Raw genomic sequence first — 24,304 nt, forward strand, 5'->3', positions numbered from 1 at the left:
GGTGAGGCGATACTACGCGCATCGCTTGCATCGGACGCCCCATGACTGCTCTCACAGAACGTTACGCCCTGGCCGTTGACTACGCGCGCATCGCCCACGCCGGGCAACTGCGCAAGGGTACGCAGGTGCCGTACCTGAGTCATTTGCTGGGCGTTTCCACGCTGGTACTGGAATGCGGTGGCGATGAAGAGCAGGCCATCGCCGGGCTGCTGCACGACGTGGTGGAAGACTGCGGTGGCGGGCACGAGGCTTCGATCCGTGCGCAATTCGGCGATGCAGTGGCCGACATCGTGATGGCCTGCACCGATGCCACCGCCGAAGACAAGGCCGAGGTGGACAACAGCCAGCGCGCACGCAAACGCGATTGGCGCGAGCGCAAGCAGGCCTATCTCGAGCACCTGCGCAAAACCCCCGAGCGCGCATTGCTGGTGTCTGGCTGCGACAAGCTCTATAACGCGCGCAGCATCGTGCAGGACCTGGAAAACCCCGCTGTCGGCCAGGACATCTTCAACGTCTTCACTGCCGGGCGCGAAGGCACGCTGTGGTATTACGCCGCGCTGGAGGAAATATTCCGCACGCGCGATGCCGCCACCGCGCGGCTGTTCAGTGGCGTGGTGACGCGCATGCAGGCACTGGCCTAGACTGGCGAGCAAGTTGCGCCGGCGCACGCGCTGGGCTGATCGCGTTTTAGAGCGGCTGATCTGCGGGTTTGCTGCAGGGCCCTTGCCCGCCCACCGTCGCGGGACACGCCGCAAGTACCTCCTTGTAGGCTCTTACGCGGCATCCATGCCGCGTAAGGTCCCGCGACGGTGGGCGGGCAAGGACCAGTTGGGATGGTCGCTGCGCATGGTGCAAGCCATGCATGACGTGCGTCGTTTGGGTAACAGCGCGTCCGATCAGCTTCCCAAGGTAAGCCGAGTGACAGAAAGGCTTTCAGCAAAGCAGCCAGCAAACTGTCTGGTGCGGTGTCCTCGCCGCTTGCGGGACCGTGTGGCGGCATGGATGCCGCCACCGAGCCTACATGGACGTACTTGCGGCGTGTCCCGCGAGCGGCGAGGGCACCGCGCACTCGACCGACCAGGCTGTTGACTGTTGACCTAGAGCACTCGACTGCACCTAAACGATGCGACGACGACATCGGCTGCATGCGTCCCGCGCTAGGCTGATGCGTTGTCGAACGGCGGTCTGGTGGTCATGTCAAACGCAACGTCCTCTTCTACCGGCCTGGTGCGCGTGCGCGGGGCGCGCGAGCACAACCTCAAGAATGTGGACGTGGATGTCCCGCGTGATGCGCTGGTGGTGTTCACCGGGGTGTCCGGGTCGGGCAAATCGTCGTTGGCGTTCGGCACCATCTTTGCCGAGGCGCAGCGGCGGTATCTGGATTCGATCTCCCCGTATGCGCGGCGCCTGATCGACCAGGTGGGCGTGCCGGAAGTGGATTCCATCGACGGCCTGCCGCCGGCGGTGGCCTTGCAGCAGGCGCGCGGCGCACCGAGTGCGCGTTCGTCGGTGGGCAGCGTCACCACCATCTCCAACGCGTTGCGCATGTTGTATTCGCGTGCGGGCCAATATCCGCCGGGGCAGGAGATCATCTATGCCGATGGCTTTTCGCCCAACACACCGGCCGGCGCCTGCCCCACCTGTCACGGCCTGGGGCGCATCTACGACGCGACCGAAGCGACCATGGTGCTCGACCGCAGCCTGAGCATTCGCGACCGCGCGGTCGCCGCCTGGCCGGGCGCCTGGCATGGGCAGAACCAGCGCGACATCCTGACCACGCTGGGCCACGATGTGGATGTGCCATGGCACACATTGCCGAAGAAAACCCGCGACTGGATCCTGTTCACCGACGAACAACCGGTGGTGCCGGTGTATGCCGGTTACAGCCTGGAAGAGGTCAAGCGCGCCCTCAAGCGCAAGGAAGACCCCAGCTACATGGGCACCTTCACCAGTGCGCGGCGTTACGTGCTGCACACCTTTGCCACCACGCAAAGCGCGCAGATGAAAAAGCGCGTGGCGCAGTATCTGCTCAGCACGCAATGCCCGCAGTGCGATGGCAAGCGTTTGCGCCGCGAGGCACTGTCGGTGACGTTCGCCGGGCTGGATATCGGTGAGCTGTCGCGTCGGCCACTGGATGAGGTGGCCGAGTTGCTGCGCCCGGCGGCCGATGCCAGGCCGTCCAAAAACGCGCGCAAGGGCGCAAGCCAACATCCGGAAAAGGTGATCGCCGCCCAACGCATCGCTGCAGATCTGCGCGCACGGATCGCCGTGGTGCAGGCGCTGGGCCTGGGCTACCTCAGCCTGGAGCGCAGCACGCCCACCTTGTCGCCGGGCGAGTTGCAACGGCTGCGGCTTGCCACGCAGATCCGCTCGCAATTGTTCGGCGTGGTGTACGTGATGGACGAACCATCGGCCGGGTTGCATCCGGCCGATGCGCAGGCATTGCTGGGCGCCTTGGATCAACTCAAGGCGGCCGGCAATTCGGTATTCGTGGTCGAACACGAAGTGGACGTGATCCGCCACGCAGACTGGATTGTGGATGTGGGCCCGGCCGCCGGCGTGCATGGCGGGCAAGTGCTCTACAGCGGCCCGCCTGCGGGATTGGAACAGGTGCAGGCCTCGTCCACGCGGCGCTATCTGTTTGGCGCACCGCCGCCCGTGCACAGCCATGCACGCGCAGCGAGTGGGTGGCTGCAGTTGCGCGGCATCACCCGCAACAACGTGCGTGAGTTGGAAGTGGACCTGCCGCTGGGTGTGTTCACCACCGTCACCGGTGTGTCCGGCTCGGGCAAGTCGTCGTTGGTGAGCCAGGCGCTGGTGGAATTGCTGGCGGCCCACCTGGGGCAGACGCAGGCAGAAGAAGACGAAGCACCGGATCCGCTGGAGCGCGGCACGCAGGTGCCGCTGGGCGGCGCCATTGTGGCCGGGCTGGAGCAGGTGCGCCGGCTGGTGCGTGTGGATCAAAAGCCGATCGGCCGCACGCCGCGTTCAAACCTGGCGACCTATACCGGCCTGTTCGACCCGGTGCGCAAGCTGTTTGCCGCCACGCCCGCCGCCCGCCGGCGCCGCTACGACCCGGGGCAGTTTTCGTTCAATGTCGCCAAAGGCCGCTGCGCCACCTGCGAGGGCGAAGGCTCGGTCTACGTCGAATTGCTGTTCATGCCCAGCGTCTATGCACCGTGCCCCACCTGCCACGGTGCGCGCTACAACGCCAAGACGCTGGAGATTGAATTGCGCGGCAGCAACATCGCCCAGGTGCTGGAAATGACGGTGGATCAGGCGGCGCTGTTCTTCCCCGACGATGCCAGCGTGCTGCGCCCACTGCAGGTATTGCGCGAAGTGGGGCTGGGCTATCTGCGCCTGGGCCAGCCGGCTACCGAACTCTCCGGCGGCGAAGCGCAGCGCATCAAGCTCGCCACCGAACTGCAACGCGCCCAAAGACGCGACACCGTTTACGTGCTGGACGAACCGACCACCGGGCTGCATCCGGCCGACGTGGATACCTTGATGGCGCAGCTGCAAGGGCTGGTCGACGCGGGCAACACGGTGATCGTGGTCGAGCACGATATGCGCGTGGCCGCCAGCAGCGACTGGGTGCTGGATATGGGGCCGGGTGCAGGCGGTGCAGGCGGCAACGTGGTTGTCGCAGGCACGCCGGCGGCGGTAGCTCAACACGTCAATAGCCGAACAGCTGCATTTCTTGCACCGTTGATCGTTTAGGCGACGCAGGTCGCAACTGATCGATACGGTCGGAATTCGAGTGCGCCACGTTTCGCCATCGCGCGCGGCGCTTCGCATTCGACATTCCGCGCGGTGCTCAGCGCACTACTTTAGGAGGGGAGCAGCGGGACGTTGGATGCCCGACGTGTCCGCAGCGATACATCCTGACGGATGTCATTTCTTCTGGGAGGAAGGACGACATGCGCTTAATCACAGCAAGGCAACAGCGTTACGCTCGGGGCGTGAGCGTGTTCAATTGCGTGCACACCCTGAGTTTGCCATGTCCGCGTGAGCTCGCGTCTCTGGCAGGCTCGCCGTCTGGCCTCAACTGGCTATGCGTCAGTGCGTCAATAGAACGCCTGGGCGTTGCCCGCGCCCATTGAGTGTTGTCGATCAAGCCGAGCGGATTGCCTACGCATGCTTCGCGCACTGTCAGGCATCCGTGGGCCTGCCTGATCGGGAACGCACATCTGCGGTACTTCACGCCGTGTGAGGCGTCGCCCTGCAGACGTCGCGCCGAGCATCCCATCTTTTTTGGATAGTTCGATGACCACATCACATTCCATCGCTTCCTCAAGTGCGCCTCGGTCGCTGCCGGCACCAGATTCGGCCGACGTAGCGGTGCCGACCACAGTCTCACCGCGGCCACCTTTCCCTGAGCCTCCGGCGCATGCGCTGGGCGCCTTGCCGGTAAGTCGACGCGCATCCAGCACATCAACCACCGCGGTCCGCCTGCGCAGTTCCCCGTCGCAGCACGGCCGCCGTGCCAGCGTGCAGCTCGACGGCGCCTCCGCGTCGGATAGCGAGGTCGCTCGCATAATTGACGCTTGTCTTGCGCGTCGGCCGGCGGTCCAGAGCGAATCGCCGCTAGGCGGCGGTGGACGTCTGCTGCGCTATGTTGCCGATCCCAAGGACCCGCGGATGCCACGCAACGAGGCGTTCTTCACCACAACGCCAGGGTTACTGATCGCAGGCTTGACCGTGCATCCGGACGTCGAACGCCGTACCGGCACAGCGCCGACCGCCGACCAGATCGCCAGCCAGCTTGCCGAGCCGCCGATTGGTCTGCTGACCGGTATCTGGCAGGCGACCGATGGTCAGTGTTTCACCTGTCGTGCTAACCAGCTGCATCGCGCCGATGTGCGTGGACGCTGGGTACCGGTTCCGCTGCCTGCCGCGTGCGGTGCAGCGGCCGATATCCGCATGCTCGGCCTGCAGGCCGATGGCGCTGTATATCTGCAGGCGGGGGCTCACTGCTGGCGCGCCGGCAGTGAGCAGATATCCGTCAGCGTCGGCGATCTACCGGACGGCGCCGTGCTTCGTTTCGATGCCGATGGCAGGCCATGCCTGCTGCAGGATGGCCTGTTCCGGCGTTGCGATGAGGATAGGCCCGACCGGGTGGTGGAGTTGTTGCGTCCGGTGTCTGGCGGCCCAGGCTTCGAGCCGACGCCTGCGGTGCCGGTCGATCTGCTGCCGCTGGGGCATCCTGACGCCGGCATCGCGTTGATGCGCGATGACAAGGGGCATGTGTATGAGGCGGATCTGCGCGGCACCGGGCCGATCGCTTCACGGCGCCTGACCCTGCCGGATCGGCTGGAGCACTCACAAGGATGGGCGGTCACGTCTATGGGGTTGGCCAACGACAACAGTGCGCATCTTGTGCTGGAAGATAGCACCGGGCACCGCATCGCGTTGCAACGGCCGGCAGGACAAGCGAGATTCCAGCCGGCGTTCATGCTCGACCGTCCGCTTCTGCTGATGCGCAGCGAAGGGCTGCAGCTGCCCGCCGATGAGGCGATACAGTCGCCGGTGGTGCTGGATGGACATGCCCGGCTGGGGCATCTGGACGGGGTGCTGCACTACTCGCCCGCGCCAGACCAGCCATGGGAGCGGCTAAAGCTTGCCGATGGCGCTCCACTCACCGGCGTTGTCTCGTTGCATACCGGAGCGCGGGGCTTCGTCGACCGTCGGCCAGTGTTTGCGCTGCTGGCTTCGCCGCCGCAACTGGTCTACATCACGCTTCCCGGTCGGACCACCTGGCTGGCGGCCGATGGGTTGCCCACCACGCCTTCCGGTGGGCCGCTCATCGTGGTGCCGGATGTGGTGGAGGTGCGCTGCAAGCCAATCGCCCGTTTCGACGAAGAGCTCGTCCAGGCGGCAGTGCATGCAGATCGCAGCGCGGTAGTGATGACGGTGTCGGGAACGTTGCTCAAGGTGGATGCGGAAGGCAACCGCGGCAGCATCCCCCCGCTGCAACGCCCGCTGGCAATCGCGATCGGGTTGGACGATGTGCTGTATGCGTTAGACCACCCTCACCAAGGGCCTGCGCAGCTATACCGGCTTGCAGAACACGGGCAGTGGGATGCGGTGCAGATCACCTTGCCACAGACGCTACCGCCACCGCGTGGGCTGCGCAGTACGCGCACCGGGCGACTCGAGGTGCAGCTGGGCGCGCGCTGGCACGCCGTGTTGCCGGCAATGACGGCTGCAGATGGCACCCTCCTGGCGGCACGCGTTGCCGCGTCTCCGTCACCCGAGGAAGTCGCCGCTGCCAGTACCCAGTCCGGTACCAATGCCCACATAAACCAGCAGCAGGCAAGTCGGATCAGTACTCCCGACCACGACGCGGCGATCAGCACGACCTTGCTGGGCACGACGTCCACCGATCCGTTAAGTTTGAGCTCGAATGCGCAGGTCCTGGTCGAGAGTGGGCGCGCTCAGGCCAGCGCGCTCGCGCAAGTGATGACAGACATGGTCGGAGGTGCTGTGCGCACGCTGGCCGGATGGACCGGCGTGAGACAGCCACCCTCACCGCAGCAACAGCGACTTGCCGGCGTCCGCCAGGAGGCGATGCAGGCCCAGTCGCTTGCGCTGGAACTGTTCGACAGCTTGCCTGTCCTGGCCGAGGTGCGTATTGCCGCTGCGGCGTCTGAGCGCCAACCGGTTGATGGGCTTTCGCCCAACCAGCATGCGCAACTGGTTGCGTTGCGCGAAACGGCCTTGGCCGGGCTGTTGCGCGATCTGCGCAAGATCGGATTCCGCGATGGCGCGCTGGCCGCCGATTTTTCCATGGCGGACGGGGCCTCCATCCAGCGGACAAGTTCGAATCCCAGCTATCGCGTCGCCGAACTTTGGCGGCGGGCGCGTTCTGCGGTCACTCGCGCTGTGGTGCAAAAGGATGATGACCTGATGCCCTCATTTGACCGTTGCATCGCTGCGCTGGCCGGTGGCGCAGCGCTACATCCGCAGGCACTGAGCGACATCGAGCATGCGCTGCTTGCCGAGTTGCGTGAGGTCGTCCATCGGCTCAAGACCGCCCAGGTCGCCTTGCCGGCCCAACAGGATCAAGCCGGCAACTCAGCAGATGTGCCGAATGCGCTGCGCAGCGCCTGCCTGCTCGCAGGCTTGGTTGAGTACGATGCGCTGCTGAGCGTCGCCGACGCGCAGGCGCTGGAGGCAGCCGACGCCAGGCGGCGGCAGTCAAGGCTGCATGCGCTGGCCAAGCTGGGGCTGTCGTCCTGGCGCGAACTGGAGGCATTCGATGACGTGGTGTCGACCTTTCGGCAGGAGGTCACTACTCCCGGCAGCGCCCGCCAGCTGCAGCTGCTCAAGAGTCTTGGTCTGCCGCAGTGGAGCGCCCCAGATGAAATGGCATCGCGCATGATCGATGTGCTGCAGGACCTGTTCAATCGCAGCACCTTCTTCTCAACTCGGGTGCGCTCGGCCGAGCTGCGCGGCTCGCTGGGGTCGGTGCAATGGATGCATGTAAGTCCGATCAATGTCGGTATGGGAGGGGAGGCCATCCACGCGCTGGGCGTCGAGCGCATCGGCGATTCGAAGGACGGCGACGCGGGCTTGGTGGCCTTCTTCGTGCGCCACGCAAAAGCGACCGCGTCCGCAACCGTAGGCCTGAGGATCGATCTTGAACCGGGCCCGGGGACCGGCGGACATGTGTATGTGGACGCCCCGGGGCCAACAGTGTCTGCAACCTGGGGCGGCGCGGCCAATCTCGGCGTGGGGGGGAGCTATCAACATGGCGTGGGCGCGGCAGTCATCCTGTCGCCGGACACCATCCCCGAATTTGCCAGACTGTTGTTCGACCGGTACGCCGGCGATACCACCGGCCTGTTACGCGCAGGCGTGAATGATGGGGCAATCGGCCTGGACCTGTTCGAAACCAACATCAATGCGTCGCTCAACGTCAACCTGGCTGTGCATCCACTGGCAGTCAGGCATCCCTTCGGCGCGAAACAGCCCACCGCACAGGGCGCAGCCACCGGCAGTCCGCGCAGCGCGATTTCGGTGTCGGTGCCGGTCGGCATGACGGCGCAGATCGGTGTGCAATGGAGTCAGATGGAATTGCATCTGGACCACGCCTGGCAAGACATCATCGGCCTGGAATTCCAGGGTCGCATCGGCATTAATGCCGAGGTCAATGCCGGCATCAATTTAGGTGGCTCATTGACTTCGGTACTGGGACGCAATTTCAAACGGCTGGTCAATGCCGTCACCGGTGCCGGCACGCTGCAGCTGGCCGGTGTGCGGGTGGCGTCTAGCGACGTGCAGTTGCCAACCAACGCAATACTGGACGATACGCGCACCGGTCCGTTATTGGGCACTGCCAGCTACAAGCGCACCCTGGATACGCATGCCGCGCAGCCGGTGACGCGGCATCGATGGGACACGTTGCGCGCACGGCTCAAGGCCGTTTTTCCAGAAAGCAGTGCCGAACTGGGCGCGATGGAGCATCCGTCCACGCCGGAAGAGCGTAGTGTCCTGCTGCGCAAGGCGCTCGAACGTATTCAGGGTCCCGACGCGCTGGCCATCGAAGCTGGCGCGGCACTCGGCGGAGCAGCCCTGGCGCGACAGCGGACGCTCGCCGCGCAAGCGACTGGTGCCGCGGCGGTATCGCTATGGAAAGGCGGTACGGCAGCCGAGCGCGCGGCAGTGGTCGACATGCTGCATCAGCTGCGGCAGGAGGATGCTGCAGCCATCCAGCAGCGGGCGCGCGTGATTCCCGGCGCCCGCGTAGAGATCAACATGTTCGGACGCGAATCGCTCGACGCGGTAATCAGTCATGCCATCGGCCACTGCGCGCTGGGCGAGAAGATGCGTGACGTTGCCGAGATACGACGCAAGATTCCCGGGCTGGATGAGGTGTTGCGCAGATTCAAGGACATCCCGCATGTCAATCAGGTTCGTTTCGTGTTTGAGATGCGGCCGCAGGCGATGGTGGTGATCAACGACGCGCTGGCCGCCAGGCAGCATGCGCAGGCAGCAGGGGCACTGGGATTGCCGGCGTCCAGCGACGGGATGTCCTGGCAGGACGTTCTCGTTGCTGCGCAGCAATCGCCGGATCTGTACCGGCTTGCGGCCATCGCCGTTCACAATACCGACGAAAATCCGGTCACCAGCCGTGTCGGTCTGCCGCTGCTCAATGTGGCGTCGACGGCGGTCGCCTCGCACCAGTTGTTCCAGGCGGAGATTCAGTTCCGTTACGGGTTGTACGACCGCATCGAAGGGGCGGAAGTCCTCGAAGCCGGTGCGCGTGCGCTGCGCCGCCCGCTGGACCGCCTGCAGCAGGCCGGCGTGCAGGCGCTTGGGCAACATCAGCGTGCGCAAGTGCCGCAACCGGGTACGGTCTCTCCGCGGGGCGAGCGCTCAGGGTTACAGGCGGCGCGTGAGCTTGCATTTGAACGGTATCTGCAGACGGGCACGCCGCCGGAGGGTCCTCATCTACGCGCGCTGACGCTCGAATTGGCACGCCTGGAAGAGCAAACGCTTGGAGTTGATGCGCAGCGCCGCAACTGCGCTGCGCTGATGGAGGCAGTGGGGCTCGCACAGGCCAAGGCAGGCGAACGCATCGACCGCTTGCTGGCCAGACTTGCGCCAACAGGCGAGGACATCACCGAAGCGGCGATCGCGCCGTGGAGCTTGCGCCAAGTGCTTGCGTCGTTGCACGCCTGCAGGGATGTGGTGACACAGGCCGAGCACACGCTTGACCAGGCGCACGGTCGCCTAAGTCAACTGATGGCCGGGCGCAGCGCAATGGAGGAGATTGCGGTAGCTCAGCATGCGTTCGAATTACTGCGGCAGGCTGCACAAAGTGAGTCGTCCCTGATTGCAGCGATCGACTACCTTCTGCGTCAGACCGCGGAGGCGTATGACGCGCAAGAGGCGCAACTGCGGGACCTGGACGACAGGTTGAACGACCTGTTGCAGCGTCTGGCGGATCTGCACCGCGTGTCTGAGCTAGAGCGTCAGTCTGTCGAAGATGCCGAGCGCGATGCCGACATCCGACGCCAAGCGCTGCGGGTGTTGCACATGCAGGCCACGAGCACCGATGCGTTGGCGAACGACACCGCCAGCGAGGATGAGGCAGTGCGGGCACTCGAAGAAGCGCAAACGAAGCTGAGCAGGGTCCAGCAGCAATCGGCAGAGACACGCGATCGCATCGGTGCGCTGGTGTCGTTAGCGCACGGCGTGCGCGCCAGGCTGGCTGAAGAAGCCGATGCGTTAGGCGACATCGATGCACTGACACGTGCAGCACGGCAAACCATGACACGTGCGCACGACCTCGGTGAAAAGGCGCGGGCTGCCATGCTGGCGATGTTGAGCGCACGCTACGGCGACGATGCCGCGCCAGCGGCCGATGCTGGCGATGACATCACCCTGGCCGATGAGCAAGGAGCCTGATGCGCCGGGCACACTTGAATGCCTTCCTGACCGCGCAGGCGTACGTGCGCGGGTGTGTTGCATGACGGGAGGGCGCGAGACCGGCTTCGGTGCGCCGCGGGTTGGAGCGTCAATCAGGCGCGTGTAGCCGAGGGTGATCGCGACGCAGCGACCACATGGGCAGACCGTACCGATGGTCCGCGCAGCACGCTGGTCATCGCAGCGTGCATCAGCGCAGCTGTTCAAAACTGGCCGACACAACCGGTAGCGTCGGTCGGCCGTGCCACCCACACATCGAACAGGCCCCGCTACAAGGTCGGCGGTGTGGCAGCGGCTCACCGGGCGCCAGCAGCGTCACGTCGGCACGGCGCCCGGCTGCTACCTGTGGTCTGCAGCGCTCGGATAGCGGGGGGGCGAAGGTGCAGCGCTCCACGACCTGCGGCATGCCGGGGTTTGTCATTCGGTGGCGTTCTTCGCCACTGGTCGCGCAACAGCGGACCTGATAAGTGGCCGAAACCGCGTGCGCGACGTGGAGGACCTGCAGACCGAACTACGGCATCTGTTCGATATATGGGTCGTGGAAGTCGTAGCGGCGGCGGTCGATTCGGAAAACGGTACGGGTCAGCAATTGCGGCGTGCATGCGCCCGAAGCATTGGATGCGCTTTACCGGCAGCTTGAAGACACGCTGTTGCAGCTGTTGCGCCCGCATGGGTGCAGGGGCAGCGGAATGTCGGCCGAAGATTTCGACCAAATCCTGCGTTTGCGACCAACCGGCCTGAAAGCGTCGGCCAACAACGAGTTGGTCTTGAGACGGCTGTTGCCGGCCAGATCACCATGGCTGTGGCCACGGTGCGCATAGGTGCTAGCGAGGCATCAGGCAAGAAGAAGTCCGCGCGACGCTGATGCGGCGACTGACATGTACAGCACCGCTCACACTCGACGCTGCACCGCTGCACCGCTGCACCGCTGCGATAACACGATGGGCCCAGTGCACCGAATACATTGGGCCCATCGTCGTGACCCATGAGAGCAGCGGCAAAGGGGCTGCGTTTTCGTAAGCCATCGTATCGTTGCGCCATACATTCATACAGGCGCAACGTGCCACGCAGGTCAGTCCGCCATCACCTTGTCCGGCGTCATCGGGGTACTGCGGATGCGCTTGCCGGTGGCATGGAAGATCGCATTGCAGATGGCCGCAGACACGCCAACCAAACCGATTTCACCCACACCCTTGGCCCCCAGGCTGCTGACGATGCGATCGTCTTCGTCGGCAAAGATCACGTCGATGTCGTGGATGTCGGCATTGGCGCAGACGTGATACAGCGCCAGATCGTGATTCATGAAGCGGCCGAAGCGGTGATCGGACTGGGTGTGCTCGTGCAATGCCTGGCCGATGCCCCAGACCACGCCACCGACGATCTGGCTGCGTGCAGTGATCGGGTTGAGAATACGCCCGGCGGCAATTGCGCTGACCACGCGCGTCACCCGCACCGTGCCCAGTTCTTCGTCCACGCGCACTTCCACAAACACCGCACCATGCGTGGCACGGGTGTATTTGCGCTGCTTCAACACGTTGGGCAACAGCAGGAACTTGTCTTCGATCTGCTCCAGCCCTGCTGTGCGCAGCAGGTCGGTCAGGCCGATGGCGCTGCCGGCATCGCCGCGCACTGCAAGTGTGCCGTCGGCGAACACCACATCGTCGGGTTTGGCGTTGGCGAAGCGTGAGGCGGGCAGGGCCTGGGCCAGCCGCAATAACCGCGCACGCAGCTTGCCGCAAGCGCCATCCACTGCCGAGCCCACGGTGGCGACGTGCGAAGAGCCGCCTTCGATCGGCGCAACCGGCAAGGTCGAATCGCCGAGTTGAAAGGTCACTTGCTCCAGCGGCAAACCCAAGGCTTCGGCAGCGATCATTGCCATCACCGTGTAGGTGCCGGTGCCGATATCGCTGGCCGCGCTGCTGACCACCAGGCGCCCGTCGGCATGCAGCACCGCATGGGCACGCGCAAACATCTGCATCGCATCCCATTGCCCGGTGGCCATGCCCCAGCCCACCCATTCGCTGCCTTCCTTGCGTGCGCGCGGCCGCAGTGGCCGTTGCGCCCAACCGAAGCGTTCGGCGCCTTGCGCGTAACACTGGCGCAGCGCCTTGCTGGAGTAGGGCTTGTCGTCGGCGGGATTGACCTCGGCATAGTTTCTCAAGCGCAGCGCCAGCGGGTCGATACCGACCTCATAGGACAATTCGTCCATCGCCACTTCCAGCGCATGCACACCATGCGCCGCACCGGGTGCACGCATGTCCATCGGGCTGTACTGGTCCAGGCTCACCAACTTGTAGCCCAGGTGCACGTTGTCGCAGGCGTATAGCTGGCCGCTCCAGTTGACCACCACTTCCACGTAGTCTTCGATGCGCGAGGTCTCGGCGATGGCTTCATGCCAGATGGAGCGCAAGGTGCCGTCGCGGTCGGCACCGAGCTTGAGCCGTTGCAGCGTTTCGGGGCGGTGGCCGAAGGTGAACATCTGTTGCCGCGTCAGCACCACGCGCACCGAACGATCCAGCAGGATCGACGCCATCACCGCAAGCGGCAACTGATACTGCGGGCGCAGCCCGGAGCCGAATGCGCCGCCCACATACGGGTTGCGCACCGTTACCTTGCGCTTGCTCAGGCCGAACACATGCGACACATACCAACGGCTGTTCTGCGAGCCTTGGGTCTTGTCGTAAATGGTGAAGTGACCGTCGTCATCGCGGATCACGGTGGAAGCGAACAACTCCATCGGGTTGTGATGTTCCACACCGCTGTAATAGTCGGCCTGTACCTGGCACGCGGCATTGTCGAATGCGCTCTGCGGCTCGCCCTTGTCCTTGGGGGGCGGGGAAAAACCCGCCTTCAACGGCTTGGGCGTATGTGCACGGTCCAGATTGGTCATCAGGTTGGTGGCGTGCGGGTCCTGCAGCAACTCCACTTCCACCAGATGTGCAGCGTGACGCGCAGCTTCGAAGGTCTTGGCGACCACCAGCGCAATGGGCTGGCCGCTGTACAGGATCTTGTTGTCGTACAACGGACGGAATGGCGAACCGGCCGGCGCGGTCATGTCCTTGTAGAACAAATCCATGCCGCGCATATGCGGGCGGTTTTCGTGGGTGACGATCTCCAGCACACCGGGTACCGCGCGTGCGGCATCCAGATGAAATGCGACGATCTCGCCCTTGGCAATGCTGCTGTTGACCACCACGCCATAGGCCAGATCCGGGACCGGCCATTCGGCAGCATAGCGCGCCTGGCCGGTGACCTTTGCGCGTCCATCGATGCGCGTGACGCCGGTGCCGGTGGGACGATAACCGGTGCCGATGTCGGCAACCGGTGGGGTCAGCTCGCTGTCGGACAGGTCGGTGCTGCGTGCGTTCATGGCGATTCCTCCAGCGCAGTGGTGCGCCCGCGGTTGTCGATGGTGCCCTCGCGTGCAACGCCCAATGCACGCACGATGGCGCGGCGCGCCAGCGGCAGCTTGAAGGCGTTTTCGCCCTGCGGTTGCGCGCCCTGCAGCAGCGCATCGGCCAGGCGGCCGAAGCTGTCGTCGCTGGCCGGTTGACCGACCAGTTGCGCCTCTGCGTCGGGATTGCGCCATGGCTTGTGCGCCACGCCGCCCAGGGCAACGCGCACCTCGCGGATGCTGCCGTCTTCGGCCAACTCCAATGCGGCCGCCACCGACACCAGCGCAAACGCATACGAGAGGCGCTCGCGGATCTTGAGATACGCACTATGCGCGACGAAGCGCTGTGCGTCGGGCAGATCGATATGCACGATCAACTCGTCCGGCGCCAAGGTGCTGTCCAGTTCCGGATGCGCGCCGGGCAGGCGGTGGAACTGCGCAAACGCAATGTCGCGCTCGCCGTTGGCGCCTTGCACATGCACCACCGCATCCAGCGCCGCCAATGCCACGCACATGTCCGAGGGGTGGGTGGCGATGCAGTGTTCGCTGGCGCCGAGAATGGCGTTGTATTTGGTCAACCCGCCAATGGCCGAACAGCCCGTGCCCGGGTCGCGTTTATTGCATGGGGTGGCATGGTCGTAGAAATACATGCAGCGCGTGCGCTGCAACAGGTTGCCGCCATTGCTGGCCATATTGCGGATCTGCGGCGAGGCGCCGGCCAGAATCGCCGCACTCAGCAATGGGTAACGCGCTTCCACTTCCGGGTGGTAAGCGGTGTCTGCATTGCGTGCCAACGCGCCCAGGCGCAGGCCGCCATCGGGTTGGGTGCTGATGCTGTCCAGCGGCAACCGGTTGATGTCGACCAGGCGGCTGGGGCGCATCACCTGCAGCTTCATCAGGTCGGTGAGATTGGTGCCGCCGGCGATCAGCCGCACCGGCGCCTCGGATGGCACCGGCTGCGCATCGCCGCTACGCACTGCGATGGCGCCAAGGGCGGCATCGACGCTGTCCGGGCGCGTATAGGTGAGCGGAATCATGCCGGCACCGTCCCTGGAATCCACGGGGTGGCCGCGCTTTCGCTGCTGTCGCTGGGCTTGCCCATCACCTCCATCACGGCGTCAGTGATTTGCGGATAGGCGCCGCAACGGCAGATGTTGCCGCTCATCAATTCACGCACCTGGTCGCGGTCGTGCGCCTTGCCTTCGTTGATCAGGCCCACTGCCGAGCACAGCTGCCCCGGTGTGCAATACCCGCACTGGAAGGCGTCGTTGGCGATGAAGGCACGTTGCAGCGGATGCAGCTCGTCGCCATCGGCCAGGCCTTCGACGGTGGTGATGTCGGCGCCGTCCTGCATGACGGCCAGGGTCAGGCAGCTATTGATGCGGCGGCCATCGACCAGCACCGTGCAGGCGCCGCACTGACCGTGGTCGCAGCCTTTCTTGGTGCCGGTCAGGTCGAGGCGGTCGCGCAGCAAATCGAGCAGGCTCACCCAGGCTTCGAGTTGCAGGTGATAGGGCTGACCGTTGATGCGCAGGTTGACCGGGTAGGTCGGCGCGCTGGTGGTGGCAGTTGCCGGCGCCGTGTCATGGGCAGTGGCGGGTGTGGCATTCATGCGAACCCCGTGGCGATGGCTGAGGAGGGCCACCACCTTGACCGCGCTGTGGTCAACGCGAAGTGACCACGCGTGCGATTCGCATCGATACACCGCTGCGCAAACGCATTCAGGCGCAGCAGTGTGATCACTGCACGCTTGCGCTTGCATGCAGTGCGTGTGCGCAAGTGAGGACGGAGTGCAGTGCACTGCTGTGCGCTGAATTCGTCAGGTTGCGCGCGTACTGCAGCGCCTGCGTCCCAGCTGCTGCGACGCTGCGCCGTTATCCTTGCGGCAAGAAGATGAGGTGGCAGCAATGAGCCGGCGCGGCGGCAGTGCAGATCTTCCCTTGCATGGCGGGCGCGTTCCGCAATGGTTGGGGCAGCGGATGACGCGGCTTGGCGCGGTGATGTGCGAGGCCATCGTGCACACCTACGGGCGCGATGAATTGTTGCGGCGGCTTGCGCACCCGTTCTGGTTCCAGTCGTTCGGTGCGGTGATGGGGATGGATTGGCATTCGTCCGGTATCACCACCAGCGTGATCGGCGCACTCAAGCGTGGGCTGACGCCGCTGTCCGGCGAACTTGGCATCCATGTCTGTGGCGGCCGCGGCCGGCATTCGCGTGCCACGCCTGCGGAATTACTGGCAGTGGGCGATGCGGTGGGACTGGATGGCGCCGCACTGGCGCAGGCCAGCCGGCTGGTCGCCAAGGTGGACAGCGCGGCCGTGCAAGACGGCTTCGATCTGTATCTGCACGGCTTCATCGTCAGCGACGACGGCCGCTGGGTGGTGGTGCAGCAATGCATGCACGGGCAGCGCAAGCAGGCACGCCGGTATCACTGGCTGTCCGAAGGCTTGAGCAGTTTTGTGGATGCCCCGCATGCCGCCATGCGCGATGTGCTCGATGGGTATCAGGCCGTGGACGTGCCGCTGCACGCGCATCTGCCCGAACACCTCTGGGCCTGGTATTGCCGCACCGCCTGAGCGCTGTTGCCAAGATGTTGACGTGCGGCGGGCGAGGCGTAGCGTGTTCGCCGGGCGGTTGCACAGGTCTGTGCCGGAGACGCGGATGCGGTCAGTTGCTGTGCAAGCGCGTGGGGTGGCGGGGCGCCAGGCACGCTTCAACGCCAGGTGAGTATCGCGGCCACTGCGCATTGACGCTGCGCTTGTTACATCGAGCCGACATCCACAGCTGAGAAGTGCCATGCCACAGACCCAAACGCGCCGCGCTGCCAGCAAGGACAAGCAGGAAGGAAAGGCGGCCAGTACCCAGGCCGGCGAATATGTGAAAGAAGAAATCGAACAGGTGCGCGAAGGCGCGCATGGGGTCAACAGCACCAAGCAGGCCATTGCGATCGGGCTGTCCAAGGCGCGCCGCGATGGCGTAGATGTTGCACCGCCCAGTTCCGCATCCAACGCCACCAAGAAAAAAGCTGCGCAAGACACTGCAGCTGCAACGTCCGACAAACCGGTTTCGCCCACACGCTCGGCCGGCACCAAGAAAGCCTTGAAGACCGCCAGCAAGAACACCAGCGCCAAGAAGACGGTAAGCAAACAGGCCTTGTCCACGCAGACCACGGGCGCCGCAAAAAAGCGCACGGCCAGTGATCGCTCGACAGCAGCGAAGAAAGCGGCAGAGACCAAGGGCCCTGCAGTGCGCAAGGTGGCTGCGAAGAAGGCGGCTGCAACGCGCAAGCGCGCGGAGTAAAAGCGCCTGCGCCATGTGGCGACGTCAACGCCGACCGAGTTGTGGCATGTCGATACTTGCGCATGCATGTGCCAACACAAGCGTGCTGCTGCCACAGGCATGCTTTCAGCCGTAATGGCCTTGCGGTTCGTGCACTTGCGTGTCCGCGCGCAAACGCACGCGCGGCCGTAGCCATTGCGCAAATGTTGCTTCGCTCCACGCGCCATTGGCCAGACCCATCATGGCAACGTATTTCTCTTCCTGCGAAGCGATGAGCTCGGCGCCGTTGAGCAGCAAAAACACCCGATAGCACACATGGGCAGTGCGTTTATTGCCATCGACGAACGGGTGGTTGCGCGCAAGCCCATAGGCCAGGCTGGCCGTCAGCTCCACCAGATCGGGCGGCGGATCACTGTAGGAGAACAGCTGTTGCGGGCGTGCCAGTGCCGAGGCCAGTAGCGCCTCGTCGCGCACTCCACTCGCGCCGCCGTGCTCGCTCAATTGACGTTCGTGGATCGCCAACGCAAGCGCATGCGTGATCCAGACCAGCATGCGCGTGTTCACTTGGCCAGCTTGTTCAGCACTTGGCGATCCTCGCGCATCACCTGCTCGGCCACATCCATCTGCGCTGCCAACGTCGGGTCGAAGGCGGTCAGCTTGATGCCGTCGGGCGTTTCCAGTGCATAGAGTTCGTCGCCCTTGCCCAGGCGCAGGCGGGCCAGCAGTTCCTTGGGCAGGATGACGCCGGCGGAATTGCCGATGGCGGTGATCTTGAGTTTCATGACGGCATCTCACGTTAGTACGTAAGTTATAACTCCAGCATCGCCCAGCCGCAAGCGGTGTGCTGAATCGGCTCAGCAAGCCAGTCTCGTCTGCTGCGACCGATGGGTGTACAAATGTACACCTTGTCCCGCCCGGCTGCTGCACGCTCATGCTCCCACTGCCCCCCCAACGCGCCGCGGTGCTGGCCTTCCTGCAGGAGCAGGCCCAGGCCGGCGTGTCGCCCAGTCTTGCCGAGATTGCGCAGGCCTTCGGGTTTGCCTCGCGCAATGCGGCGCAAAAACATGTGCAGGCCCTGGCCGAGGCCGGGTTGATCGAGCTGCTGCCCAACCAGAAGCGCGGCATCCGCATGCCCGGCGGGGCCGGGCGCGATGCGTTGCTGGCTCTGCCGGTGCTGGGGCGGGTGGCGGCGGGTGTGCCGATCGGCGCGGACATCGGCCTGGAGCGGCAACTGTGGCTGGACCGCGCGCTGTTCTCGCTACGCCCGGATTACCTGCTGAAAGTGCAGGGCGATTCGATGATCGACGACGGCATCCTGGATGGCGACCTGGTGGGGGTGCACCGCAGCAACGAGGCGCGCGATGGGCAGATCGTGGTGGCGCGGGTGGATGGCGAAATCACCATCAAACGCCTGGAGCGTGGGCCCGAGCGCATCCGCCTGCTGCCGCGTAATCGTGCGCATGCGCCGATCGTGGTGGCAGCCGATGCCGACTTCGCAGTCGAAGGACTGTACTGCGGCCTGATCCGGCAGGGCTGACATGAGCCAGCAGCCGGCGCGCATCGGACAGGACGGCAATGCGGCAGTGGCACTGCCGCTGGACGCCCTGCTGGCCGCGCGCACGGTCTGGCGTGCGGGCCAGGGCACGGCCACCGCCAATGGTGGCCAAGCCACCGGGCATGCCGCACTGGATGCAGTACTGCCCGACGGCGGCTGGCCGCGACGTGCGTTGACCGAGTTGCTGTTGCCTGCGCATGGCATCGGTGAGATCGCCTTGCTGTTGCCCACGCTGGCACGCATGACCGCCAGCAGCAGCCGGGTGGTGTTGGTGGCGCCGCCGTTCATTCCGTATGCGCCGGCCTGGCAGGCGGGCGGGGTGGTGCTGGAGCATCTGGAAGTGGTGCAGGCCGAGCCGCGCGAGGCCTTGTGGGCCTTCGAGCAATGTCTGCGCAGCGGCGCATGCGCGGCAGTGCTGGGCTGGCCGCAGACCGGCGATGCGCGTGCATTGCGCCGGTTGCAGGTGGCGGCCGACAGCGGCAACTGCTGCGCCTTCGCACTGCGCGATCGCCGCCATGCGGTGAATGCATCGCCGGCGGCCTTGCGGCTGGAATTTCTGCCCGAGCGCGATGCCTGGCAGGTACGCAAATGCCGCGGCGGGCAGGTGCCCTCGCAGCCGTTGCGGCTGGCGCATTGAGGCGCGCGCATGTTGTGGGCCTGCATATTGCTGCCGCAGCTGGCGCTGGATGCCGTCCTTCGGCGTCTGGAAGAGCCGGACGTACCGCTGGTGCTGGTGGAAGGTCCGGCGCAGTTGCGCAGCCTGCACTCGGTCAATGCCGCGGCCGCCGCGGCCGGGCTGAAGGCCGGCATGCGGCTGTCGGCGGCGCATGCGTTGATGACCCAGGTACGCACCATCGATTACGACGCACAGAGCGAAGCACGCACGCAGCGGTTTCTTGCGGCCTGGGCATATCGGCATAGTTCGTTGGTGAGCCAGCAGTGGTCGCGCGCCATCGTGCTGGAAGCCGGCGCCAGCTTTCGCCTGTTCGGCCCCTGGCCACGGTTCGAGCGGCGCCTGCGTGACGAGCTGCAGGCGCTGGGCTTCCAGCACCGGCTTGCGCTGGCACCGACACCGCGCGCCGCACGCGTGCTGGCCGGCCTGCGCGATGGCATGGTGGTGACGGAATTGCCGTCCTTGCACAGCACCCTCGACAAGGTGCCTGTACGCCGCGCCGCGTTGCCCGGCGATGTTGGCGAGCGTCTGCAGCACATGGGGGTGCGCACGCTCGCAGCGCTGCGCGGGTTGCCGCGCGATGGGCTGCGCCGGCGCTTCGGTGCCAGCCTGCTGGATCACCTGGATCGCCTCTACGGGCAGGTCGACGACCCGCTGGAGTGCTACGCGCCGCCAGACCATTTCGACCATCGTGTGGAGCTGGGCTATGAGGTGGAAACGCATCCGGCGCTGCTGTTTCCGTTGCGCCGGCTGATCGGCGACCTGTGCACGTACCTGTCCATTCGCGATGGCGGCGTACAGCGTTTTTTGCTGCGCCTGGAACACGAAGAGGGCGCCACCGATGTCGAGATCGGCCTGCTGACGCCGGAGCGTGCGCCCACGTTGCTATTCGAGCTGGCGCGCAACCGGCTGGAGCGGGTGGAGATTCCGCGCCCGGTGGTGGCGATGCGCTTGCTGGCGCGGCAACTGCCGCCGTTCGTGCCGGCCATGCGCGACCTGTTCGATCAACGCGCGCAGCAATCGGTGGAGTGGCCGCAACTGCGCGAACGCCTGCGTGCGCGGTTGGGCGATGACGCGGTGTATCGCATCCTGCCGGCCGACGACCCGCGCCCGGAGCGCGCCTGGCGTCGCGCCATCGGCGATGCGGTGCGCGAAACTGCTGCGCCGCCACGTCCGCCGCGCCCCACCTGGCTGCTACCGCAGCCGGTGCCGCTGCACGACCCGCATCTGCGCATCGTGTCCGGCCCGGAACGGCTGGAAAGCGGCTGGTGGGACGACGACGACGCGCGTCGCGATTACTACGTGGTGGAAACCGCGCGCGGCCGGCGCGGTTGGGCATTCGCCGCGCCTGGCCGGCTGGATGGCTGGATGCTGCATGGGTGGTTTGCGTGAGCGCGCACGCCTGCGCGATATCGGAGCACGGGCTGCCTGGCTGCTCATTGCGGTTTGGCGCACGCGGCCGGTGCCACGGCTCCAGACAAAACGCGGCAGGACCTGCGGCGGCGCGATCTGCTGCGCACTGGGCATCTGCAGGGCGCAGCACACAGTTGAAGGCATCCGTGCATGAGCTGGGATGACGCCATCGATGGCGTGGACCGCGACACGCCCGGCGGGCGCATGCCGCGCGGCTGGAATGTTGCCGCGCGGCTGCGCGCAGCAAACGACGACATCACCCATGCGCAGGTCGCCGATGGCTTGCCCGCGTATGCCGAGCTGCATTGCCTGTCGGATTTCTCGTTTCTGCGCGGCGCCTCCAGTGCAGAGCAGTTGTTCGTGCGCGCACAGCACTGCGGCTACAGCGCCTTGGCCATTACCGACGAATGCTCGCTGGCCGGCATCGTGCGTGGCCTGGAAGCGTCGCGCGCCACTGGCGTGCGGTTGATCGTCGGCAGCGAATTCACCCTGGTCGATGGCACGCGCTTGGTGCTGCTGGTGGAAAACGCGCAGGGCTATCGGCAGTTGTGCGCGCTGATCACCAGCGCGCGGCGTGCCGCAAGCAAGGGCGCGTATCGGTTGGGACGTGCCGACGTGGAAGCGCAGTTTCGCGACGCTGTACCAGGTGTGTTTGCACTGTGGTTGCCTGGCGTGCAGCCGCAGGCAGAGCAGGGCGCCTGGCTGCAACAGGTGTTTGGCGAGCGTGCGTTCCTGGCGGTGGAACTGCATCGCGAACAAGACGATGCCGCACGCCTGCAGTCGCTGCAATTGCTTGCCCAGCAATTGGGCATGACCGCGTTGGCCAGCGGCGATGTGCACATGGCGCAGCGCCGCGAGCGCATCGTGCAGGACACCTTGACCGCCATCCGCCACACCACCCCGCTGGCCGAATGCGGCGCGCATCTGTTTCGCAATGGCGAACGCCATCTGCGTACGCGGCGTGCGTTGGGCAATATCTACCCGGATGCGCTGTTGCAGGCCACGGTGGAGTTGGCGCAACGCTGCATATTCGATATTTCCAAGATCAGCTACACCTACCCCAAAGAGCTGGTGCCGGAAGGGCATACGCCAACCAGTTATCTACGTCAGCTTACCGAAGCCGGCATTCGCAAACGCTGGCCGGGCGGCATCTCGGCAAAGGTGCGCGAGGACATCGAAAAAGAGCTGGCGCTGATCGCGCTCAAGAAGTACGAGGCATTTTTCCTCACTGTGCAGGATGTGGTGCGCTTCGCGCGCGAGCAGGACATCCTCTGCCAGGGGCGTGGCTCATCGGCCAATTCGGCGGTGTGTTATGCGCTGGACATCACCGCAGTCAATCCCGACGAAACACGTTTGTTGATGGCGCGCTTTCTCTCCGAAAAACGCGACGAGCCGCCGGACATCGACGTGGATTTCGAACACGAACGCCGCGAGGAAGTGCTGCAGTACGTCTACAGCAAGTACGGCCGCGAACGTGCGGCGCTGGCGGCAACGGTGATCTGTTATCGCGGCAAGAGTGCGGTACGCGACGTGGCCAAGGCCTTCGGCCTGCCGCCGGACCAGATCGCGCTGCTGGCCAATTGCTACGGCTGGGGCAATGGCGAAACGCCGATGGAGCAGCGCATCGAAGAAGCCGGGTTCGATCTGGCCAACCCGCTGATCAACAAGATCCTTGCAGTGACCGAGCAGCTGCGCGATCACCCACGGCATCTCTCCCAGCATGTCGGCGGCTTCGTCATCTCCGACGAGCCGCTGTCGCTGCTGGTGCCGGTGGAAAACGCCGCCATGGCCGGGCGCACCATCATCCAGTGGGACAAGGACGATCTGGAAACGATGAAGCTGCTCAAGGTCGATTGCCTGGCCCTGGGCATGCTCACCTGCATCCGCAAGACGCTGGAGTTGGTGCGCGGCCACCGCGGGCGCGACTACAGCATCGCGACATTGCCCGGCGACGACGCGCCCACCTACAAGATGATCCAGCGCGCCGATACGGTGGGCGTGTTCCAGATCGAATCGCGCGCGCAGATGGCGATGCTGCCGCGGCTCAAACCTGCGGTGTTCTACGACCTGGTGATCGAAGTGGCGATCGTGCGCCCCGGGCCGATCCAGGGCGACATGGTGCACCCGTATCTGCGCAGGCGACAGGGCCGCGAAGATGTGAACTATCCATCGCCGGAAGTGGAAGACATCCTCAAGCCCACCCTGGGCGTGCCGTTGTTCCAGGAGCAGGTGATGGAGCTGCTGATGCATGCCGCCGATTACAGCGAGAGCGAGGCGGACAATCTGCGCCGTTCCATGGCGGCCTGGCGGCGCGGCGGCGACATGGAGCAACACCGCACGCGCGTGCGCGAGCGCATGCAGGGCAAAGGCTACGCCTCCACCTTCATCGACCAGATCTTCGAGCAGATCAAGGGCTTCGGCTCCTACGGGTTTCCGCAAAGCCACGCCGCCTCGTTCGCCAAACTCGTCTATGCCAGCTGCTGGCTCAAACGCCACGAACCGGCCGCCTTCGCCTGCGGGCTGCTCAACGCGCAGCCGATGGGGTTTTATTCGGCCAGCCAGATCGTGCAGGACGCGCGCCGCGGCAGCCCCGAGCGCGCGCGCGTGGAGGTGCTGCCAGTGGATGTGTTGCACAGCGACTGGGACAACACCCTGGTCGGCGGCCGGCCTTGGCACAGCGCTGCCGACCCTGGCGAACAACCGGCGATCCGGCTGGGCATGCGGCAAGTCGCCGGGTTATCGGAGGTGGTGGCCAATCGCATTGTCGCTGCACGCACGCAACGGGTTTTCACCGATATCGGCGATCTCTGCCTGCGCGCTGCACTCGACGAAAAAGCGCGCCTGGCCCTGGCCGAAGCCGGTGCCTTGCAGGGCATGGTGGGCAACCGCAATGCCGCGCGCTGGGCCATGGCCGGCGTGGAGGCGCGCCGCCCGCTGCTGCCGGGCAGCCCGGAAGAGCGCCCGGTGGAGTTTGAAGCCCCGCGTGCGGGCGAAGAGATTCTTGCCGATTACCGCTCGGTCGGTCTGAGCCTGCGCCAGCACCCGATGGCGCTGCTGCGCCCGCAGATGCGGCAGCGGCGCATCCTGGGCCTGCGCGAATTGCAAGGCCGCCGCCACGGCAGCGGCGTGCATGTCGCCGGCCTGGTCACCCAGCGCCAGCGCCCGGCCACTGCCAAGGGCACCATCTTCGTCACCCTGGAAGACGAGCACGGCATGATCAACGTCATCGTCTGGTCGCACCTGGCGCTGCGCCGCCGCCGCGCACTGCTGGAATCGCGCCTGCTCGCCGTGCGTGGCCGCTGGGAACGCGTGGACGGCGTGGAACACCTGATCGCCGGCGACCTGCACGACCTCAGCAACCTGCTCGGCGAAATGCAGCTGCCCTCGCGCGATTTTCATTGAGCGCTGCCCGAAGGAGCACATACCGGCAACGCAACGATGCGTCATGTCCATGCGCATGCTGCGGCTGTGCTCATACAACGCTGCATCACTGCGTGCTGTCCCGCGCATCGACAGCCAAACCGCATCACTGCCGGCATCCACGCCATCGCTTGTG

Annotated in this window: 14 protein-coding genes; 9 read left to right on the forward strand and 5 right to left on the reverse strand. The window is 65.4% G+C overall.

Annotated features, from left to right (window positions below; genetic code table 11):
- The first annotated feature begins 41 nt into the window (after positions 1 to 41).
- The 3 genes from M3O59_RS05880 (at position 42) to M3O59_RS05890 (ending at position 10,416) form a co-directional block, all read left to right on the forward strand.
- Positions 42 to 641 (forward strand): HD domain-containing protein, encoded by a 600-nt coding sequence (locus M3O59_RS05880; protein ID WP_116904651.1) that lies wholly within the window; start codon positions 42 to 44, stop codon positions 639 to 641.
- Between the two features lie 553 nt (positions 642 to 1,194).
- A complete protein-coding gene (locus M3O59_RS05885) occupies positions 1,195 to 3,720 on the forward strand; it encodes an excinuclease ABC subunit UvrA (protein ID WP_249045310.1) in 2,526 nt (841 codons plus the stop codon).
- A gap of 684 nt (positions 3,721 to 4,404) precedes the next feature.
- A complete protein-coding gene (locus tag M3O59_RS05890; RefSeq protein WP_116904652.1) occupies positions 4,405 to 10,416 on the forward strand; it encodes a coiled-coil domain-containing protein in 6,012 nt (2,003 codons plus the stop codon).
- Positions 10,417 to 11,506: 1,090 nt separating this feature from the next.
- Here the strand turns inward: M3O59_RS05890 and M3O59_RS05895 are convergent.
- From M3O59_RS05895 to M3O59_RS05905, 3 genes are read right to left on the reverse strand one after another with little or no spacing between them, the layout of a single operon-like run.
- A complete protein-coding gene (locus tag M3O59_RS05895) occupies positions 11,507 to 13,804 on the reverse strand; it encodes a xanthine dehydrogenase family protein molybdopterin-binding subunit (protein WP_116904653.1) in 2,298 nt (765 codons plus the stop codon).
- Positions 13,801 to 14,889, reverse strand: coding sequence for an FAD binding domain-containing protein (locus tag M3O59_RS05900; protein ID WP_181920383.1), 1,089 nt, complete (start codon positions 14,887 to 14,889; stop codon positions 13,801 to 13,803). The genes M3O59_RS05895 and M3O59_RS05900 overlap by 4 nt, the downstream gene beginning before the upstream one ends.
- Positions 14,862 to 15,440, reverse strand: coding sequence for a (2Fe-2S)-binding protein (locus M3O59_RS05905; protein WP_249054337.1), 579 nt, complete (start codon positions 15,438 to 15,440; stop codon positions 14,862 to 14,864). The genes M3O59_RS05900 and M3O59_RS05905 overlap by 28 nt, the downstream gene beginning before the upstream one ends.
- A 295-nt stretch (positions 15,441 to 15,735) precedes the next feature.
- Here M3O59_RS05905 and M3O59_RS05910 point away from each other — a divergent pair, with 295 nt between their 5' ends.
- Complete coding sequence (locus M3O59_RS05910; protein ID WP_330462331.1) at positions 15,736 to 16,404, forward strand: DUF763 domain-containing protein; 669 nt, start codon at positions 15,736 to 15,738, stop codon at positions 16,402 to 16,404.
- 220 nt (positions 16,405 to 16,624) lie between these two features.
- Positions 16,625 to 17,128, forward strand: coding sequence for a DUF6496 domain-containing protein (locus M3O59_RS05915; RefSeq protein WP_064632363.1), 504 nt, complete (start codon positions 16,625 to 16,627; stop codon positions 17,126 to 17,128).
- 105 nt (positions 17,129 to 17,233) lie between these two features.
- Here M3O59_RS05915 and M3O59_RS05920 read toward each other — a convergent pair whose 3' ends face one another.
- On the reverse strand, positions 17,234 to 17,659 hold the full coding sequence (locus tag M3O59_RS05920; RefSeq protein ID WP_249054340.1) for a type II toxin-antitoxin system death-on-curing family toxin: 426 nt from the start codon (positions 17,657 to 17,659) through the stop codon (positions 17,234 to 17,236).
- 8 nt (positions 17,660 to 17,667) lie between these two features.
- Entirely contained in the window at positions 17,668 to 17,889 is a 222-nt protein-coding gene (locus M3O59_RS05925) for an AbrB/MazE/SpoVT family DNA-binding domain-containing protein (protein WP_003490241.1), read from the reverse strand.
- A 149-nt stretch (positions 17,890 to 18,038) separates the two neighbouring features.
- Between M3O59_RS05925 and lexA the strand changes: the two genes are divergently transcribed.
- The 4 genes from lexA (at position 18,039) to M3O59_RS05945 (ending at position 24,150) form a co-directional block, all read left to right on the forward strand.
- Positions 18,039 to 18,644, forward strand: coding sequence for a transcriptional repressor LexA (gene lexA, locus M3O59_RS05930; RefSeq protein ID WP_064632361.1), 606 nt, complete (start codon positions 18,039 to 18,041; stop codon positions 18,642 to 18,644).
- A gap of 1 nt (position 18,645) precedes the next feature.
- Positions 18,646 to 19,299 (forward strand): translesion DNA synthesis-associated protein ImuA, encoded by a 654-nt coding sequence (imuA, locus tag M3O59_RS05935; protein WP_249045307.1) that lies wholly within the window; start codon positions 18,646 to 18,648, stop codon positions 19,297 to 19,299.
- A gap of 9 nt (positions 19,300 to 19,308) precedes the next feature.
- A complete protein-coding gene (locus M3O59_RS05940) occupies positions 19,309 to 20,727 on the forward strand; it encodes a Y-family DNA polymerase (protein ID WP_116904657.1) in 1,419 nt (472 codons plus the stop codon).
- A gap of 171 nt (positions 20,728 to 20,898) precedes the next feature.
- Complete coding sequence (locus tag M3O59_RS05945; RefSeq protein ID WP_181920385.1) at positions 20,899 to 24,150, forward strand: error-prone DNA polymerase; 3,252 nt, start codon at positions 20,899 to 20,901, stop codon at positions 24,148 to 24,150.
- Positions 24,151 to 24,304: the final 154 nt, after the last annotated feature.

The organism is Xanthomonas nasturtii (genome assembly GCF_023337365.3).
GTDB lineage: Bacteria > Pseudomonadota > Gammaproteobacteria > Xanthomonadales > Xanthomonadaceae > Xanthomonas > Xanthomonas nasturtii.